Here is a 17,504-nt window from a genome sequence, read left to right as displayed (position 1 = left end):
TTTACGCGCCGGACTGTCGAGTCCGCTGGAACGTCCACCAGATAGGTGTACCGCCCGGTAATGGCGGGCTTCAGGCTCAAGGTTCATCCACCCGCTTAAGTTCGAAAAAGTAGATGCGCTCGTCGCCCCTGATCGTCATCGCTCCCATGATCCTGTGTTGATCGATTCGGCGAAAATAATCGACAATCGGTTGATCGTCGTAGAGCATCGCCGCGCTCGCAACGCCGCTAAACGGCATCGTTCTGAGGGAGGCAACAGGCCCTTTCGCGCGAAGTCCGCGCTGAAGATGCGAGAACAAGTTTCTCGCAATGCGCATTCTGCCGATCTTATGGAAGCGAAGCGCCAGGCGAAGCGGTACGATCCCGGGATCGAGGGCGATCAACCGCCGCTTGCCCGACCAAAACAGCAGCGCATCCGCGCGCATGTCTGCGTTAAACCGCTTGCCGAACCAGCCGAGGTTTTCCAAAACGCCGTCGAGCGGATGCCCTGTCGGGATGCCGCGCCCTCTCCATAGTCCAACGATTTCGCGTGGCTCAAGCGGCGACAGGAATTGAAATTCCTTAAGGGTCGTCTGCTGTGCGCTCACCGGATTAAACCTTTCCATCCCGGCGCTGCCTGGCGCGCCGCTTGGATTTGGCGTCGCGTCGCGCATTTCGCAGCTCCTCCAGCGTCGGTATCCACCAGCCCCGGTTGAGTTCGTCTTGTCCCGGCGGCGTTCGCGCCGGCCAGGTTGTTACCAATTCCTCAAGCGCTCCCGGTCGCCATGCCGCCCAGACATATTCTCCTCCCTCGTTCATGGGAAAATAGAACGCGCTCATCGTTGCCGGATCCACTAGTTCGCCGTCCGTGCCAATGAAGAAGACGACCCCGACATGCGTGCCGATCGCACGCGTGAGCGGGGGGCGATCGTCGGCGGGAACCGGATATCGCTTGCAGCGGCGTTCTCTCGTCCTTGCCTTAAGCGCCTCGTCTTCCTCGGTTCCCCTTATTGCCTCACGCCGCGCCTTCCTCGTCTCCGGCTCACTGCGCTCAGCGGCCGCCTCGATGGCTGGCCACCGACGGCGGAGCTCGTCGAACGAGCGGTAAGGCACGGTCCACAGCCGGCGATCGGCCTCCCAGCGTGCGTACGGGATTTCCCGGATCTCGTTGACGACGGTGCGTGAATAGGGGTGTACGGATTTCGAACGACGCAGGTGCTGCCTTGAGATAGCGGCTCTCGATCGGATCGAATTCGAAGGCGTCCCTGCCCTTCTCGTCGGCAAACGCATCGGCTTCCGCTTCCATTTCGGCCAGCCAGCGACTGATGCGTTTTTGAGCTGTGCGGCCGGGTACGAACCAGGCATTCAGACTGTCGCTCCAGCGAGCGCGAGGAAACGCTTCCCGAAACCGGGCCACCGTCACCCTATCGTGTGGCAACTCAGTCGTTGCTCCAACACGTGGCGCGGGAGCGTTGTCATTGGGGTCTTCGTCCATAATTCCAAAACGCGGAAAGGCCGCCTCCCGTTCGCTTCACGCGTCCATTCAAGCGTCCCGGGTCCTGAAGGTGCCTTCCCTATTGTTTCGAGACGCTTGAGGCGCCCTCCAGTGGCCCTGACCATCGCAATAGTCTTGCCACGCAAAGCTTTCGCAAGGGGCCGGGGCAGGTTGAACGTGTAATCCGCGTTTGGCGTCACGCAGTCCAAGTCGGCGGCATCTAAATTGTGGCTCGGGCCAGGCCCGTGGAGAAAGCGGCGCAAAAGCCGTCGTTGCGTAGGTAAGCCTTTCAAGGAAGTTGGCGAACAAGGCCGCCAACAATTCAGCCGACGATATCTTCGCAGCAGGTTCCGGCCTGACCGACGACCTCCTTCTCCTCTGTCGACCCTCCAGAGCGAAGCCGGAATTTCCTACCGGCTCCGGGTTACTTAGCGGCTTGAGATACGGATCGCGCCGGCATCGCCCAGGCTGCGTTGAACAGCGGCAATCTGATTAGACGCAATATCCGCCGAGACCTCGATCTCACCTTCGAGCGGTGCATCGCTACGAGCGCCTTGTTCATGAGAGGCGTCGCCGCCCGACGGCTCCGAACCGGCCGTGTTGCGGTCTGTCGCCGACTGAATGAAGATGTCTGGTCTCGATATGCCGTACTGTTGAACCAAATGTTCGACGGCGAGATCGGCTGCTTCTCGAGTCTTGAAAGTGGCTCGTATGGTAGTGCTGCTGTCGTCGGCCATTCGAATTTCTCCTGATCGTTATGCACAGGACGAGAACGCCTCTGCCGCCAGGTAGTTTCGCAATTGTGTCGATTGGCTTCGCGTATTTGCGAAGCGGATTCTGCCTTGTACGCAGATGTGTCAGACAATGAGATCCGGTCAAAAGCGTGAGCGTATTCTCCCGCAGTGCCTTTGACCGGCCATCCTGCAAGAGGTGCAAGCAAACACCTGTCCGTACGGAGGATCCCCGTGCACAAGCGCCGTTGGATCCTTGAGGGCCATCTTTCGGGTGCGCAGAGGCTCTACGCACGCCCACTTGAACACTTGAACTGCTAAGGGACGCTCGCGACCGCATCGGTTAACGGCAAAAAGCGCGCGCGAGGAAATGGCGAGCATAAACTCGGCCTTCTCGGGCGCTATCATTTCGAGCCCGTGTGAGAGACGGGGGACCGACCCAGAATGACGAACAGGGGCGCGAAGCCTCACCACCAAGCCGGCCGTGTCTCCACTATTGCGAGCACCCGGGCTGCACGAAACGCCAAGGCTTCGGCTTCGCCGTCGGACGGGCGCAGCCGAATTGGCTCTGCTCTGAGTATCAACCGACCGGGCTTACACGGGAGCGAACCTTCAATATCTCCACCTAGGAGCGCGCTTGGCGTTGTGCAGGAGCTCGCTAGCTGTGGCGAACCGGCCGAAGAGGCGGGTCAAGCGCCATTCTTCTTTCTGACATAAGTTCTGCCGGCGGCAAAACTCTTGAACATTCCAGACCTTAGTAGAGGTACGTTTGGAAAGCTTGTCAGCTTCAACGCGCTCCATACTTGCTCCTCCCAAAGCAGTGGACAACCAAGGTATAATACCAAAGTCTAATGAAGCGCGAAATAAACTAAGACATGCTGACTGCAAATCCGATCGCGACAATCGGGAGCAGTTCCAAGTCAAGATATCGTTGCAATGCGTGTTTCTAGTAGCAACACTCGAGCGGAACCGTTCAACGGCGTTTCCTGACCAAGGCGACCTCTTCGCGAGGGAGGGGTGGTGGCGCCTTCCGCCTCTCGTGGCGCCGCCATTATCGATACAAGATACTCCCTACCTTTTTGCGCTCCGGCCCCGCCTCGCGGGTCGAGGCCAGCCAGCGCGACGGAGCTCAACTGAGGCGCTAGCGACGCTTCGCTCTTTCTAAAAACCGAACCCGCCAGGGGCACCTTGAGCAACGCTCGGCAACCAAAGGCTTTCGGCACCACGCCAGCCGACAATCGGAATGTCGCACTTACGGTCAAATTTCCCAACAGGCGCCGTGCGCTCACAGTTCATTTCATGCCAGTGCGGCCGCGGCAGAGATAGCCGTCTCCATCCTTCCACGGCGTGTTGCCGAGATGGGTCTTGGTGTCACAGCGCTGCGCGCGGGCGTCGGTCCCAGATCTATCCTCATGATTTAAGTCGCCGCTTTCATGCATGAACCGGGCGAAGCATTTGGCACGCCGATGCGGCAGTCAGTGCCGAAACGCTCTCCAAACTTGCCCAGCGCCACAAACACGGACGCGAGGTTGCTCTCGTTGCTTTGCGTTTTGCGACATCTGAGGAGCGGCTGAGCGGTTATGGCGCTCGTCGGCTTCTCCTGATTGTTTTTGGTTGGACGCTCAGAAGGGCCGACGCGATTAAGCCTTTAAGGCGAATGGTCAGAGGTCGTCCTCCGTGATTTGCTGTTCGCAGCCGTCTTTTCGTAGGTAGATGGTTAGAGGTCCGCCGCTTCCGACGAGGCGACGGACTTTGGCCCTTTTGGCCCAATTTTCACTGCGGCAGAGGGCGTCTGGATTGACTGCGACCCCACTGATGAGAGATGGACATGAGCGACCGCGAAAACGCCGATGAACCTGCCTCGGACCTCTTGGAAAGTGCGGCACAGTGCGCCGCACCAGATCTCCTGGATTTGGCGGCGCAACTTGCTGGTCTCGCCGAAGACCTCAAGGCACTTGCCGCAAAGCCAATCGTGCCGCCGTCAACATTAGTACCCGAACCCGACGATCAGCCTCGAGCAAGTTCGAGTGCAGTTTCCGAGGCGCCGCTACTCACGTCTCGTAACGCGGCTCGATCGGATCCTTGATCCCGGCCGGATCACGAATCGGCCCGAGGCAGCAATGTTGTGCATTCATACGTTAAGCGCCGGGACGCCGCCGCGATGGCGGCTCAACAAAGCAGCCTCTTGACCGGCTAGACTTCTCAAGTCCCCTGCCGACTGCAGGCATGCAAGACCATCCTCGCGCGTGAGATGCAGCTGCCGCCCGCCCAGGGCTGTCAAGTGAAATGAGCGTACTAGGAATGGGCATGAGCAACGACACGCGCACGGGAGCATCGTGACGTAGCATCACCGCTTTGAGTTGTTCAGGGGAAACTTCTAGTGTTGGGTGGCTATTGACTCAAGCTCATGGCGTTTTAATTCGTCGATCGCTTTGAGTGCTTCTTCGGCTGACCAACCTGCAGACACCGCCGCCTGCAGCAGCTTGGCCTCCGCCTCCTGTTCGAGTTTCATGTATAAAGGCTCCAATGCCTCCTGGACCGTTAAAATGTGCTCATCCGGAGCTACGACATGGACAGATGAAGTTGAGGGCGACATAGCACAAACCTTCCTCCTTCACACGGACGTGTTCCGACAAAACTCGAAACGTGGGCGTCTGTTCCACCGGTTTCAAACTTTGGGAACTAGATGAACTCGCATCGGTCAATTGGCGTCACGCTGGCTCTTCTACTTTTCGCTCATTTCGCGTTTGCTGCCGACCCGATTACTGGACGCGCGACCGTTATTGACGGCGACACGATCGAGATCCGAGGCGAGCGCATCCGCCTGCATGGTGTCGATGCGCCGGAGAGCTGGCAGAAATGCGAGAATGCCGACGGGAGCAGCTATCAGTGCGGAAGAGAGGCGGCCCAAGAACTCGATAGGTTTCTTGCCGAGTCCCGCCCCGTCCGCTGCCAGTTCGTTCAGCGCGATCGATATAAGCGGTTCGTGGGAGTCTGCTTCCGCGCCGACGGCCGAGACGTTAATCACTGGCTGGTTGAGAGCGGCAATGCTGTGGATTGGACACGGTATAGCAATGGCGTCTACGCCAATGCTCAAGAGCTCGCACGGTCTCATAGGGCCGGAATCTGGCGCGGCAATTTCGAGCTGCCTTGCAATGCTCGCGCCTCGCGTGCAAAGCGTGAGGCATCCTGCTAACGCGAGGTTTTCATGCCGACCGACGAAGCCACCAACGACATGCGGCCGATCGACCGAGAAATGGGAGCGCGGCTCCGGTCCACGCGCCAAGTGTTAGGCATAGGTCAGCAAATCTTGGCGAAAAAAGTGGGGTCAGCTTCCAGCAAATACAGAAATTCGCAAAGGGTATAAACCGCCTGTCGGCAGGCATGCTCGTGAGGATCTGCCAATCGCTAGAGGTAAGCCCCATGGAGATCCTCGGCGCCTACTTCCAGGACCAGCGACCGAGTTGCAACCGCATGGTCTGGCTCCAAGAAAAGTTGCTTACGGCCGAGCGAAAGCTGTCCGGGGTAAGACGGGCTTTAAGAGACAAATGATGCGGTCCCTGCCGCTTACCCGTAAGCAGCCGAGACAAAATATGAAACGAATTGCGCTCTCTATTCTTTCGCTCTTTGCAGTCTCTGCACCGGCTGATCCACTGCCGTCCAAACGTAAATGCTCTCGAGATTGGATGCCGATGGCACAGGTCGAGGATGCCGTCCGCCGACGGCGGCGACATCGAGTGCGCATAGCTGCCGAGGCTCGTCATAGCGAAAACCTGTCCCTCGAATATTGACCTTTACAGCTTGCATTTCCGACTTACCGGCCTCTTGACCGGCATAGAGCTGCATGCCGGTGCGAACACGCGCGCTACAAGGTAGCCGTCGGAAGTCCGTCGCGTGCTCCTGGCCGGTGCGGTGTCGGAACATAGATGGAGTTTCCTCGAAGCTGCGTGACGAAGTTGTGAACGTTCTCAACGCCCCACGAACAACGGACCATAGTCCGATACCCAAGCTTTCAGTGCTGCTGTAGGTTCTCCGTTCCGCGTTCTGAATTCACGTGATGGTTGTGGAGTTTGCTGTGATTAAGATCTTCGTTGTGGCGATGACGCTGGTAATGGTTGGTTTCTGGGGTTCAGTCGGCATTCTGATCTATCGGCTTCTTACGTGATTTTGAAGAGGAATGCGAAAACTTGAAGGCTGCACTTTACAGGGTGGCGGAATCTTCAGCCATCCCCTATAGTTTCCTTGCGGCAATGGAGGTTGCCCGAGGAGGATCATATGAGCGACACCGCTTTTGGGTTTCTGCTAGCGGCTGAACTGTCAGCCTTGCTCTGGACCGCACTGCTCATGGCCGCCTTCTCGGTTTTCTGACCATCCGTTCAGCTTTATCACTCCACTTTTGCGGTGGCCGAGACCGCAAATACCTCCTTGGCCGTCTCCTGACTGTCTCCCCTCTTCACGATTGCCTCGTCCAGCCAGGCATAGCATCGGATACCGCACCTCGCGGGATGATCTCCTGACGGGGTGTCGTGCTGACCAGTTGACAAGGTGCATCGGCCTTCGTTTTGAGGACGTCTGCTCTTCCTTTTCCGAAATGGCCTAGACTGGCGCCCTCATAGTAGATGTCCGGGCCACTCAACCCCAAGCACCTGCGGATCTCCGCGACGTCTTACGCGTGTGATGGCCTGCCATGACCTGCGATGCGGCAGGCGGCCCGCCAGGGGTTTAGCAATTTAAATGAGCGTACCAGGCGCAGGCGCGTCAGCGCCGAAGCCAGTTCGCGCGCAACTTGACCGGTTAAAAGCGCAGCGGCAGGAGGCTTAGCATAGCGGCCCCCGAAGGGCAGAAACCGGGACCGACTGTGCCCGGCAAGTTGCTCCGATTCTCCGATTTCAGTTGAGTGGTGAGGACGCCAGCATGTTGCCCTGGTTCTCTGCCTTCTCTGCTGAAGGGCGCGCAGCCGACGGCGCGATGGCTGATGGCGATGGTCGCCGTGCCCTCGGGAAGGTCTGGCGGCTCTCCTCGAACAGGAGGTGGAATCGATACAAAACCTTTCGCCCTGCCCGCTTTTTGGATCGTATGCGCTACTGCCTGAGGGTTGATGACAAAGTCGAATTCCGCCTAGCTGATAGCGCAACGATCACCGGGCTATCAAAACAAGCAAGAGCCTGCACAAAGTACTTTTACCTCGTCGGAATATTTCGGATTGGCCATGATTCTATGAAGGCTCCATCCAGGCGAGCACGTTCCCGCCACATCGCCGTGTTAAGAGTGACCACGTCCGGTGGAGGCGATGGTGGACGATCGCGAGATAGAACGGCGAGCAAAGATACTCTGGTCCCAAGAGAACCCCAGTCGACCATGGCTTGCGGTCGCACAGCGGTTGCAGGTGGGTGAGGACCTCTCAACAGGAGCGACAGAAGAGGATCGAGAGCGATATCGGCAACGTGTGCGCGCCGGTGAATGATCTGCAAGCCAGTTTGAGCTGACAGGTGCCGCAAGCATTGGCGATATGCGCCTTAGCATTGGAAGGATGCCGGAACGCCGCTAAGGACGTACCTAAACCGATCGGATGACACTTCTACCCGTCGAAAGCCAGTCGGAGCCGTTTTGTTTTGACCCAAAGCTCCGAAGCGACACTTGGCCGGCGGCGTACTGGCCACCCAGTCAGGGCGCGGCCTGTCGTGCTTACCTGTCATGGTGATCTCTTGTGTTTGCGACGACCTGGGAGAAGTTCTGATTTCCCGCATTTCTTGGACTGACGTGTGAAACAAATGAACAACAAAGTTTTTGAGAGTTTGACCGGCATGTACTTTACGGTCGACGACCCCGATGGAAGTTACGCCACTGGTCAAGTGATCCGTCTTGCTGCCGAAGGGCTCTATTTCGTTCGCTTCGACGGAAACGAGGTTACGCTGCCCCTAGAACTCGTATCCATCGGCGAGATGTTGGAGACCACCGAAGAGGAGTACAAGCTCTGGCGGTTCTTCGACACGATCGAGGAAAGGGACAAGTGGATCGAATGGCTGGATGCGCCATCTAAGCCGCGGGTCATCTCGCTCGTGAGGCCGACCAAGTAACAGCTTCCAAACCTGTGACCTCCGCCTATACGCGGCGAGCTACCGGGCTTCTCTACGCCCACATTGAACGCCAGATTTTCCTTGCCCTCGTGGGCTTCCGCTTTTGCGTCGGATCGGCGCGGATGAAGTTGGCGATGCACTAGGCCATTACACGCTCTCCCCCTTGCGCGGAACCTTACCGATTGCGGATGGTTGAGACCGCGACACGAAAGGAATACGACGATGAGTGATCCCAAAGACGGCAAGCTCACCGAACAGCAGACGCCGTCCCGGCGTACGACAGTACCACCGGAGATGGATTTCGAACCCGTTCCATTGCCAGACCAAGCGGCCGAACCCGGTACCAAAGACGCCGATGCTCCTCCGGCACAGAGCGGCCCGTCCAAAAAAGGGAAGAGGCCGACGGAAGGTGCCGTCAAGAACGAACCCATGCATCACACTGGCGCGGTCCCGCCGAAGGTTTAAGACTGCGGCCGTCGTCAGTTCCATCTTTCACCATGCGGATGGCTCGCAGACAAGCGATTTGGCCTTTGGAACCGATCAATGTCATACTTCAGGTCACAGCACCGATCGGCGGCTTCCGAAAACACGACCATCGGGTCGATGGTGGTGATGATCCTCGCAATAAGGTGCAAGTCGACAGTGCGGAGCCCAACTGAGAAGACCGCTGCCTACCCAAGGCGCGCCCAGGAACGAAATACTGTTCCGAGGGGTTGGATGGGTGGACCTAGAATGGAGGGCTATTTTGAGGCAGCGTGCCAAAGCCCCGCACCCCCGTGAAGGCGTTCCAAATGGTGCTCAGGGACGAAAGGCCGCGGTTGGCAGTCGACGGACTGCGTCCCCTGTTGACCGTCTGGCAAATCTTGGCGCAACCCAATCCGCCTTCCCAGCATTCATTGAGCCCTGCCACCCGACGCTGAAGAAGAGGCCGCCGGATGGCGCAGACTGGGTTCATGAAATCAAGCTTGATGGCTATCGAGCGCAGCTGCACATTAATGGCGGCAAGATCACATTATACACGCGAACGGGGCTGGATTGGACGACGGAATTTGAGGCAATCGCGACGGCTGCGGAGGACCTCGCCGGCCATGACGTGGTGATGGATGGGGAGGTCACTGTCTTCGGGAAGACCGGGCTTCCCGATTTTCAGGCACTTAGGCGAGAGCTCGCGAAACGCTCGTCGCCGAATCTGACGTTTCAAGCGTTCGACCTGCTCCATCTGGACGGCTACGACCTCCGGCGCGTACCGCTGATCGAGCGCAAACGAGTGCTGCGCGAGCTAATCGGAGACGCGGCCGGCACCATCGCCTATGTCGACTATCTCGAACTCGAAGAGGGAGAGCCGGTCTACCGGCACGCATGCAAGATGGGCCTGGAGGGAATTGTCTCGAAACGCAAAGACGCGCCCTACCGGTCGGGTCGGCAGGAAATCTGGACAAAGACGAAGTGCACGAAGCGCGACGCCTTTCCGATCGTCGCCTTCGTCGAAAAACTCGGCGCGCAGCCGCGCAGGATTGCCTCGCTTTATCTCGGACGCTGGGAGGGCGATCGCCTGGTTTATGCCGGCAAAGCCCAAACCGGCTACACCTTAACGGCGGCCCGCGAGGTGCGGGAGCGGCTCAATCCCTTGATCATCGGCAAGAGCCCCCTCTCCCATCCCATCAACAAGCCCAAGGCGACCTGGGTCGAGCCGCAGGTCTACGCTGAGATCGACTATGGCGGGGTGACGGATGACGGCTTGCTGCGGGAGCCGGTGTTCAAATGGTTGCAGGATGTGTCGCGGGCTGCAGGAAAGCCGAAACCGACTACTGCACCTGCCTCGATCCGAGTCCCGCCAGCGAACATATTGCAGTTGCTGCCCGAAGCCGTTGTGCCTTCGAAGGAGGAGCTTGCAAACTACTGGACGCGTGTCGCCGATCGGGCCCTGCATTTCCTCGGCGGCCGCCCCTTGAAACTCGTAAGGCACATCCACGGCACCACCTTCTACCACAAGGGACCGCTGCCGCCGATCCCGCCCGAGGTCCATCAGTTTCGCATTGAGAAACGAGAGGGCGGTGCAGGGGTTCGGCTTTGGGTCGACGACCTTGCCGGATTGCTGGGGCTTGTCGAGATCGGCGCGGTCGAACTGCATCCCTGGGCGGCGAGCGTAGATGATATCGAACACGCCGACGCGCTGATCTTCGATCTCGATCCCGGCGAAGGCGTGTCATGGGCGTTCGTCGTCGAAACCGCCTTGCGGCTGCGGGAATTTCTTGAGGCGGAGGGCTTCAAGACATGGCCAAAGCTTACCGGCGGCAAGGGCGTTCACCTCATGAGCCCTCTGCCTGCGAAGATGACCCATAACGCGGCGCACGCCTATGCCAAACGCTTGGCGCAGCAGTTCGCCAGCACCGATCCCGACCGCTACGTCACGTCGGCACAGCTTTCGCGCCGACCGGGCAAGCTTTTTCTCGACTACCTGAGGAACGGCCGCGGGACGACGGCCGTCGGCACCTACTCTCCGAGGGCCCGCTCAGGATTTCCCGTCGCGGCTCCGGTTACCTGGCGCGACATCGAGCGCGGGATAAAACCGGATGCGTTTACCATCGGGCGTCCGCCGAAGCGTCGCGCAGTCCTGGCGAGTGCGAGCTAATCATCTGCCTGGGGCATGCCGTCGCCGCCGCGGTTACCAGTGGCCGGGCGGATTACGGCGTCAACTACATTCGCAACCTCGATCCCCCCTTGGCGCGGCTGGACTCGGGTCAAAAGCCGCTGCCTCGTGCCACTGCCTTCTGCGAATATGAGACCCGAAGCCTAAGAAAACCGCCCGTTGGTTCGCAATCGGCGACAGGCGCGCCTTGCCGTCTTCGCCGGGGTCGGGAGGCCATGGCAGGGCGCGCGCGGGCCGATGAAGGACTCGCGCCGGCGAGCACGAACTGTTCGCCTTTCTCACCTGCGAGGGCAACTCAGTCGTCAAGCCGATCCGACCCATCCGAAAGCGATGCCGGTCATCCGGACCGAGCCTTAGGAAGTCGCACCATGGCTGACGGCCGATTGAAGGATGCCAGAACGCCGCAAAGGCCGTACCTAGGCGAGCTCCTCGGGCATCGAGGCCACGATCTTGGCGCTGAATTCCTCCATGCGTTTCCGCACCGCTGGATCCGGCCATTGCGTTCTTCGGGGCTTCGTTAAGGCGGGCGATCACAGGCTGCGGCGTTGGCCGGAGCGAAGAGCGCATTCCAGGTATATGGATCTCGTAACCGGGAATGCCCGACTCTGTGATGGTCGGAATGTCGGGGAAGGACGATGCGCGTTCTGCCGTCGTGACGGCGAGCGCGCGAGGGGTGCCAGCTTTGATTTGACGGATGACGAGGGGAGACTGTCGAACATGATCGGCACCTGATTGCCGAGACGTCGTTCAGTGCCGGGCCGGAGCCCTGGTATCGAATAGGCTGCATCTCGACGTCGGCCATCTTGTTGAAGCGCTCGCCGGAAAGATGAAGCGGCGTCCTGTTGCCCGAGGAGGCGTAGCTGTACTTATAGGGATCAGCCGTCAAAGCCCAGCAATTGCCGGACCGTCTGGGCCGGCAGTTCCGCGTTGACCACCATTCTGCCGAATAGCGAGGTTGCACCACACGCGTCGGCGAATAAAACCCGTGGAACCGCGAGTTCAATAGAAGCGTGCGGGTTGCGCTACCTCGATGTGGCCTGTCGGGGTTTCGGGGCTTTGCTACTGAAGGGAGTGGTGGCTGAAGGGATCGCGAACCCCGATGTTGCTAAGCTAGGCGGATCGTGGACGTTGGCACTTGGAGTGCAGCGGCGATACGCCTGAGCTCGGCGGAGACGACATCGGCACCCGATTCAATCCTTGTACAGTCGCCGGCAGTGAGAGCACAGGTCCAGGAGGTCGTCGACGCTGTATCCCAATTGCCTGGCGAGCGGCACTCATATCGACGCGGTGCATCAATCTGGCCTCCACTTTCCTACCTGCAGTTGTCCCGCGACGTTCTCACTCGGTCGCCGCCAACTGACAAACCTTCAACGCAACTTCCAACGATCTTTCGAAGGCTGGCACCGGCAGAAACTCGTAGCGTGAATGGAAGTTGTAGGCGCCGGTGAAGAAGTTCGGTGTCGGTATTCCTTTGGCGGAGAGAACCGCGCCATCGGTGCCGCCGCGCATCGCGATCACTTTCTTCGCAATTCCGAGTTCCTCCATGGCCTTGAACAGAAGAGCGGCGGCACGCTCGTCACGAGCGAGGCTCGTGGAGATGTTCCGATAGGTGTCGGTGATCTGGTACCGGACATTTCCGGTGGGATAGCGAGATCGCATTTGTTCCGCGACCTCGGCAATCCGGTGTTTGCGCCGCTTGAAGCCATCCGTGTCGAAATCCCGGATCAGGGCGGTCAATATTGCCTCGCTGTCGTTGGCGATGAGATCCTTGAACCAGTAGAAACCATCGCGACCCTCTGTGCATTCAGGCGTCTCCTTGCGGTCGAAGTGGGAGATGAAGTCCATCGCCATCAGGAGGGGATTGACCAGCATTCCCTTCGCGGACATCGGGTGCGCACTGACGCCGGTAAAGCCGATCTCGCAGGACGCGGCGTTGAATGTCTCAAGGACCACCTCGCCAAGTTCGCAGCAGTCGATCGTGTAGGCAAAGTCACAAGGGAAGCGGGAGAGGTCCATCGCCTTGGCGCCGCGCATTCCGATTTCCTCGTCCGGCACGAAGGCGACAAAGACGTCGCCGTGGCCGACCTCGTGATCGAGCCGGCCAAGCAATGTCATAATCACGGCGATGGCGGCCTTGTTGTCCGCACCAAGCACGCTGGTGCCGTCGCCGACGATGATGTCTTCTCCCAACCAGTCAAGAATTTCCGGATGTTCGGCGATCCGTAGCCAGATGTCCTCTTGACGGTTGATGCAAAGGTCCTCGCCTTCGAAGCGGAGGACTTGCGGGCGGACGAAGGGCGAGAGGCCGACATCGACCGTGTCGAGATGCGCGATGAAGCCGATCGGTGGGGCTGCAGGCCTGTTGCCACGTTTTATTCCCGTCACGATGGCATGCGCGTCGATGAAGACGTCCTCCAGGCCGATGGCGCGCATCTCGTCGGCGAGCAGGGCGGCAAGTGCCGCCTGTCCCGGCGAGGACGGCAGGGACTGCGAGCGGCCGTTGCTTTGGCTCTCGATCGCGGCATAGCGAAAAAACCGGCTGACAAGTTCTTCCCGAACTCTCATGCTCTTCATCCTCATGCAGAAGATGCGACGCTTGTCGCTCGTGTTTTAGCTGGAATGGGCGGCTCAAGTGCCGCTCCTTCTAGTCGCTTTGGACTGCGAAGAAAGTTCGTGAGCTCCGCATTGGGCTCGCTAGAGCCTGATAAGACCAACACCGCCGCAAAGCTCGATGTCGACGCCGAGCCTGGCCGATTGTTCTGAACACCGCCGCAAGATGCGCGCGGCACTTTCCCCGGTCGCAAGATGTGGCGCCAGGCGTCGTTCCAGCACCCTGTCCGCCAATGCCTCGTCGCCTCCGATGACGACGGGATAAAGCGTGATCTCGATAAGTCTATTGTCCTCGCCGAACGAGCAGACCCCGACGACGCTTTCCCAGACTTCGGGTGCCGTCCACGTCGACTTCTCCGAACGCACATGGAAAATGAAATTCCCCAGGCTGTGGAAGATCGGCCGGCCCCGGTAGATCTCGATCGGCTGGAGAACGGGCGCCCCGTGGCTGACGAACATGGCAGCACCAGCATCGATGCACTCTCTGGCGACGCCGCTCACCCAGTCAGGGACCTGGTACCAGTCGGACGCCCAATGGTGATGGTGCAGATACGCGACCACCAGAGATCCGTCCTTCGCCGCGGTCGCGACCGCTGAGAGGTTCCTGGACAGATCCGCCTCATCGATCTTGACGCTGCGTCCGAATTGCCCCGATCGCCTGAAGACCGCACGCGCGATGCCGACCTCGAATTCGGCGGCGAGGCGCGGCGGATCGTCCGGCTGACTGTCATTGGTGAGATCGATCGCCGTATACCCGATCTTGTCGCGAATGGCCCTAATCTGTTCGAAGGCGGCTCCGTCGACCGCGAGTACCTGGGTGAGCCGCAGCCGGTTGACGCCCGGGCGTGCGGGTCGGTTGTCGTCGCCATCGGCAGCATACATGAAATCCGGACCGGGGCCCCCGTCCATCGCGACGATCGCGACCCGCCGCCCGCCGATCGTTGCGGTGCTCGCCCGCGAGACTTGCGCTTGATCGCGGCCGAGGCCGGCATGCAGGAAGCCTCGCTTCTCCACTTCCTCGAGCGTCGAAAGCACGCCGGACGGGCCGAGGTCGAAAGCATGGTTGTTCGAGAGCGAAAGTGCCCGAAACCCTATCGCCCGGAGGGTGTCGAGAACGACGGGATCGCTGCAGCCGAAGAACGAGCCCTTCAGTGGCCAGCCACCGTGGCGCCCGAGGATCGTGCCTTCAAAGTTGGTGAAGGAAAGATCGGCTTCTCGAAGCAGCGTTTGAACCTTGTGGAATGCCGGGGCGTCAATGTCGCGGATATCATGTTTGATCAGGGATTGGCCGGTGACGGCCAAGGTGAATCGTTCTTTCATTGGAAGACCTTCTGAGGCGACATGCGCCCGTTTCAGATATTTGACGGTTCCGGGTAGGATCCGCTCTCTGAGAGCTGCTGCACCACTCAGCATGTGAAACGCTGAGGCCGGGCATTGATGAGCGAGCGGGTGTAGGGATGGTTCGACCGCGAGAAGATGAACTCGGATGAGCCGTAATCCTCGACCCGACCATTCCTGAAGATGTAGACGGAGCTGCACATCTCTTGGACGATGGCGAGGTCATGGGAGATGAAGACCATCGTCATGCCCTCGTGCGTGATGGTCTCCTTCAACAGACTGACGATCTCAGCCTGAACCGAGACGTCGAGGGCCGAGGTCGGCTCATCCGCGACGACGATCTCTGGCCGTGCCAAAAGCGCCCGGGCGATACACACACGCTGCTTCTGGCCGCCGGAGAGTTGATGCGGACGGCGGCCAAGCAGGCTACGAGCGAGCCCCAGGCGGTCGACCATCTTCGACACGTCTGCCTGCATGTCGCTGGAACCGGCGCTTGCGCCAAAGCGGATGCTCTCCTCAAGCGTCTCGCCGATGGTCATGCGGGGGTTCAAGGAGACGGACGGATCCTGGAAGATCATCTGCACGCGGCCGAGAAGACCGTTGCGTCGACCGCTCTTCGAAACGTCGAAGGCGTTTTTCCCGATGGTGACGCGTCCTCCCGTGGCCGTGCTGAGGCCGGCGAGGATACGCCCGAAGGTCGTCTTGCCGCTGCCGCTCTCGCCGACGATACCGGTGACAGTGCCACGCGGCAGGCGCATGCTGACGTCGCTGAGACCGAACGAGGCTTTGGCGGCGCCAAGCCCCCAAGGGAAGTCCGGCCGGGAGAACTGCTTCGAAACATCCTCGGCGACGAGAAGCAGGTCGTCGTCGCCAATGTCTGCGGGGCGACCGCTCCCGCCATCGACATTGCCATCTTCCGAACTCATGGTCGTGGGCGGAACGCGAAGCCTTGGAACGGCGGCGAGCAGCTTCTTCGTGTAGTCGTGGCGGGGCTGATCGAGGATGGCGGTCGTGCGGTCCGCCTCCACCACCTGGCCCTTTCGCATGACGAGTACCCGGTTGGTGATTTCGGAGATCACGCCCATGTCGTGGGTGACGAGGATGATCGAGACACCGGTTTCGTCGACAAGAATTTTTAGAAGTTCCAGAACCTGCTTCTGGACCGTCGCATCGAGCGCCGAGGTCGGCTCGTCGGCGATGATGATGTCAGGCGAGCCGGCAAGCGCAATGGCGATGACGATGCGCTGCCTCTGCCCGCCGGAGAACTGGTGCGGGTAGTTGCGGTATCGCCGCTCCGGTTCGGGAATGCCGACGCGGGCAAGCAGATCAATCGCGCGGGCACGCGCCTCGCGCCTGGAAAGCGAGCTGTCGAGCGCAAGGCAGGTTTCTTCGACTTGGGCGCCGACGCTCATCAGCGGATCGAGCGAGGCGGTGTGGTCCTGGAAGATCGCCGATATCCGCCGCCCTCGAAGCGCCTGGCGCTCGCCGGCCGTCATGGCGTCGACCGCCTTGCCATCGAACGTAATCGTTCCGGACCTTTGCTGGAACTCGGGCGAAAGCAGGCCGAGGATGGCATTGCCGACCGTCGATTTGCCGGCGCCGGACTCGCCGATGATGCCGAGGATCTCGCCGCGCCCGAGTTCGAAACTCACGTCGGACAGGATTGGCGTTGTGGCCGAGCCCGAGACATGGCGAAGGCCAAGGTTGTCAACCCGCAGCAGGGGTGTCGTCACGTGTTCCACTGTCATCGCGAATGGTTCCTTGGATCGAGGCTGCGGCGAACGTCTTCGCCGACGAGATTGATGCTGGCGATCAGGCCGAAGAGGGCGAGGCCCGGGAACAGGCTGATCCAGTATTGGCCGGTCAGGAGGTACTGGAACCCGTTTGCGACCGCTGAGCCGAGCGAGGGCTTGTCGATCGGGACGCCCAGTCCAAGAAAGGAGAGGGTCGCCTCGAGTGCGACGGCATGGCCGACCTCGATCGGTATCAAGGTGACGGCGGGCGCGATGCTGTTCGGAAGCAGGTGGCGGAAGATGATCCGGGACGTTGGCAGCCGCATCAAGCGGGCCGCATCCATGTAAGGCTTGTTCGCTTCGCTGAGTGCGACGCCGCGGGCGATCCGGGCATAGGTCGCCCATTGCGCGATGATCAACGCCAGGATGATCCGGTCTATGCCCGGCCCGAGCGTGACGATGGCGATGAGCGCAATCAGGATCGTCGGCAGGCTGAGCTGCAGGTCGACCAGCCGCATGATCGCGATGTCGACCCATTTCCCGAAATACGCGGCACTGACGCCGGCGGTCAGCCCGATCAGCGCGGCGAGCGCGCTACTGACGATCGACACCACCAGGCTGATGCGCAGGCCGTAGAGAATGGTGCTGACGATGTCTCGGCCGAGACCGTCGGTTCCAAGCAGGTAGAGATAGCCGCCGCTGCCATGTGTACCGGGTGGCGAGGACGCCTCCCAGCCGTAGATCTGCAGCGGGTCATAGGGGTTTTGCGGCGCGATCAAGGGTGCAGCGATGGCAACCAGGATGTAGCTTGCCAGCAGCAGCTTGGACGCGGTCAGCACCGGTCCGTGTCGGCGCCTCTTAAGCGCGCTTACGATGTGGGCTTTCATGACGG

At 60.1% G+C, this 17,504-nt stretch carries 15 protein-coding genes and 2 pseudogenes; 6 read left to right on the top strand and 11 right to left on the bottom strand.

The features are described from left to right. Positions 1 to 76 precede the first annotated feature (76 nt). The 4 genes and pseudogenes from M1D43_RS20320 to M1D43_RS20305 all read right to left on the bottom strand — a co-directional run bounded on the left by M1D43_RS20320 (position 77) and on the right by M1D43_RS20305 (position 3,005). A complete protein-coding gene (locus M1D43_RS20320; protein WP_033048823.1) occupies positions 77 to 604 on the bottom strand; it encodes a DUF4334 domain-containing protein in 528 nt (175 codons plus the stop codon). Further along, a pseudogene (locus M1D43_RS20315) lies at positions 591 to 1,473 on the bottom strand (hypothetical protein). Before M1D43_RS20315 ends, M1D43_RS20320 begins: the two are co-directional and overlap by 14 nt. Before the next feature lie 428 nt (positions 1,474 to 1,901). Next, positions 1,902 to 2,210, bottom strand: a complete 309-nt coding sequence (locus M1D43_RS20310) for a hypothetical protein (RefSeq protein WP_014527322.1) — start codon at positions 2,208 to 2,210, stop codon at positions 1,902 to 1,904. 606 nt (positions 2,211 to 2,816) lie between these two features. Next, positions 2,817 to 3,005 carry a hypothetical protein gene (locus M1D43_RS20305; RefSeq protein ID WP_004435747.1) on the bottom strand — a complete coding sequence of 63 codons (189 nt, stop codon included), beginning with the start codon at positions 3,003 to 3,005 and terminating at the stop codon, positions 2,817 to 2,819. 1,027 nt (positions 3,006 to 4,032) lie between these two features. Between M1D43_RS20305 and M1D43_RS20300 the strand changes: the two genes are divergently transcribed. Beyond that, the gene (locus M1D43_RS20300; protein ID WP_234844513.1) at positions 4,033 to 4,290 is read left to right on the top strand and encodes a hypothetical protein; all 258 of its coding nucleotides are present in this window, start codon (positions 4,033 to 4,035) and stop codon (positions 4,288 to 4,290) included. 291 nt (positions 4,291 to 4,581) lie between these two features. Here the strand turns inward: M1D43_RS20300 and M1D43_RS20295 are convergent, their stop codons facing one another. After that, complete coding sequence (locus tag M1D43_RS20295; protein WP_017267541.1) at positions 4,582 to 4,800, bottom strand: hypothetical protein; 219 nt, start codon at positions 4,798 to 4,800, stop codon at positions 4,582 to 4,584. Between the two features lie 90 nt (positions 4,801 to 4,890). Here M1D43_RS20295 and M1D43_RS20290 point away from each other — a divergent pair, with 90 nt between their 5' ends. The 5 genes from M1D43_RS20290 to ligD all read left to right on the top strand — a co-directional run bounded on the left by M1D43_RS20290 (position 4,891) and on the right by ligD (position 10,913). Continuing rightward, positions 4,891 to 5,400, top strand: coding sequence for a thermonuclease family protein (locus M1D43_RS20290; RefSeq protein WP_010975498.1), 510 nt, complete (start codon positions 4,891 to 4,893; stop codon positions 5,398 to 5,400). Beyond that, positions 5,391 to 5,756 (top strand): helix-turn-helix domain-containing protein, encoded by a 366-nt coding sequence (locus tag M1D43_RS20285; protein WP_325052477.1) that lies wholly within the window; start codon positions 5,391 to 5,393, stop codon positions 5,754 to 5,756. The genes M1D43_RS20290 and M1D43_RS20285 overlap by 10 nt, the downstream gene beginning before the upstream one ends. 2,219 nt (positions 5,757 to 7,975) lie before the next feature. After that, a complete protein-coding gene (locus M1D43_RS20280; RefSeq protein WP_015456640.1) occupies positions 7,976 to 8,281 on the top strand; it encodes a hypothetical protein in 306 nt (101 codons plus the stop codon). A 222-nt stretch (positions 8,282 to 8,503) separates the two neighbouring features. Then, a complete protein-coding gene (locus M1D43_RS20275; protein WP_041170091.1) occupies positions 8,504 to 8,746 on the top strand; it encodes a hypothetical protein in 243 nt (80 codons plus the stop codon). A 280-nt stretch (positions 8,747 to 9,026) separates the two neighbouring features. After that, entirely contained in the window at positions 9,027 to 10,913 is a 1,887-nt protein-coding gene (ligD, locus tag M1D43_RS20270; protein ID WP_498814464.1) for a DNA ligase D, read from the top strand. Between the two features lie 60 nt (positions 10,914 to 10,973). Here ligD and M1D43_RS20265 read toward each other — a convergent pair whose 3' ends face one another. From M1D43_RS20265 to M1D43_RS20240, 6 genes and pseudogenes are all read right to left on the bottom strand, one after another. Then, entirely contained in the window at positions 10,974 to 11,618 is a 645-nt protein-coding gene (locus tag M1D43_RS20265; RefSeq protein ID WP_498814510.1) for a tripartite tricarboxylate transporter substrate-binding protein, read from the bottom strand. Between the two features lie 91 nt (positions 11,619 to 11,709). After that, positions 11,710 to 11,892, bottom strand: a pseudogene (locus M1D43_RS20260) (tripartite tricarboxylate transporter substrate-binding protein); the annotation flags it as partial. Between the two features lie 377 nt (positions 11,893 to 12,269). Beyond that, positions 12,270 to 13,496: a peptidase T gene (pepT, locus tag M1D43_RS20255; RefSeq protein WP_498814462.1), complete on the bottom strand. Its 1,227-nt coding sequence runs from the start codon at positions 13,494 to 13,496 to the stop codon at positions 12,270 to 12,272. Positions 13,497 to 13,625: 129 nt separating this feature from the next. Then, on the bottom strand, positions 13,626 to 14,861 hold the full coding sequence (locus M1D43_RS20250; RefSeq protein WP_498814460.1) for a CapA family protein: 1,236 nt from the start codon (positions 14,859 to 14,861) through the stop codon (positions 13,626 to 13,628). Positions 14,862 to 14,947: 86 nt separating this feature from the next. Then, positions 14,948 to 16,627, bottom strand: coding sequence for a dipeptide ABC transporter ATP-binding protein (locus tag M1D43_RS20245; RefSeq protein ID WP_498814458.1), 1,680 nt, complete (start codon positions 16,625 to 16,627; stop codon positions 14,948 to 14,950). Further along, positions 16,624 to 17,499: an ABC transporter permease gene (locus tag M1D43_RS20240; RefSeq protein ID WP_088195161.1), complete on the bottom strand. Its 876-nt coding sequence runs from the start codon at positions 17,497 to 17,499 to the stop codon at positions 16,624 to 16,626. Before M1D43_RS20240 ends, M1D43_RS20245 begins: the two co-directional genes overlap by 4 nt. Between the last annotated feature and the right edge of the window lie 5 nt (positions 17,500 to 17,504).

It is taken from the genome of Ensifer sp. R1-3 (genome assembly GCF_056739175.1).
Note: the sequence above shows the minus strand (reverse complement) of the source record. Positions and strands in the feature narration are given on the sequence as shown.

Coding starts and splice junctions, on each gene's coding strand:
- M1D43_RS20320 (WP_033048823.1), bottom strand. CDS start 604: ATGGAAAGGTTTAATCCGGTGAGCGCACAGCAGACGACCCTTAAGGAA.
- M1D43_RS20310 (WP_014527322.1), bottom strand. CDS start 2,210: ATGGCCGACGACAGCAGCACTACCATACGAGCCACTTTCAAGACTCGA.
- M1D43_RS20305 (WP_004435747.1), bottom strand. CDS start 3,005: ATGGAGCGCGTTGAAGCTGACAAGCTTTCCAAACGTACCTCTACTAAG.
- M1D43_RS20300 (WP_234844513.1), top strand. CDS start 4,033: ATGAGCGACCGCGAAAACGCCGATGAACCTGCCTCGGACCTCTTGGAA.
- M1D43_RS20295 (WP_017267541.1), bottom strand. CDS start 4,800: ATGTCGCCCTCAACTTCATCTGTCCATGTCGTAGCTCCGGATGAGCAC.
- M1D43_RS20290 (WP_010975498.1), top strand. CDS start 4,891: ATGAACTCGCATCGGTCAATTGGCGTCACGCTGGCTCTTCTACTTTTC.
- M1D43_RS20280 (WP_015456640.1), top strand. CDS start 7,976: ATGAACAACAAAGTTTTTGAGAGTTTGACCGGCATGTACTTTACGGTC.
- M1D43_RS20275 (WP_041170091.1), top strand. CDS start 8,504: ATGAGTGATCCCAAAGACGGCAAGCTCACCGAACAGCAGACGCCGTCC.
- pepT (WP_498814462.1), bottom strand. CDS start 13,496: ATGAGAGTTCGGGAAGAACTTGTCAGCCGGTTTTTTCGCTATGCCGCG.
- M1D43_RS20250 (WP_498814460.1), bottom strand. CDS start 14,861: ATGAAAGAACGATTCACCTTGGCCGTCACCGGCCAATCCCTGATCAAA.
- M1D43_RS20245 (WP_498814458.1), bottom strand. CDS start 16,627: ATGACAGTGGAACACGTGACGACACCCCTGCTGCGGGTTGACAACCTT.
- M1D43_RS20240 (WP_088195161.1), bottom strand. CDS start 17,499: ATGAAAGCCCACATCGTAAGCGCGCTTAAGAGGCGCCGACACGGACCG.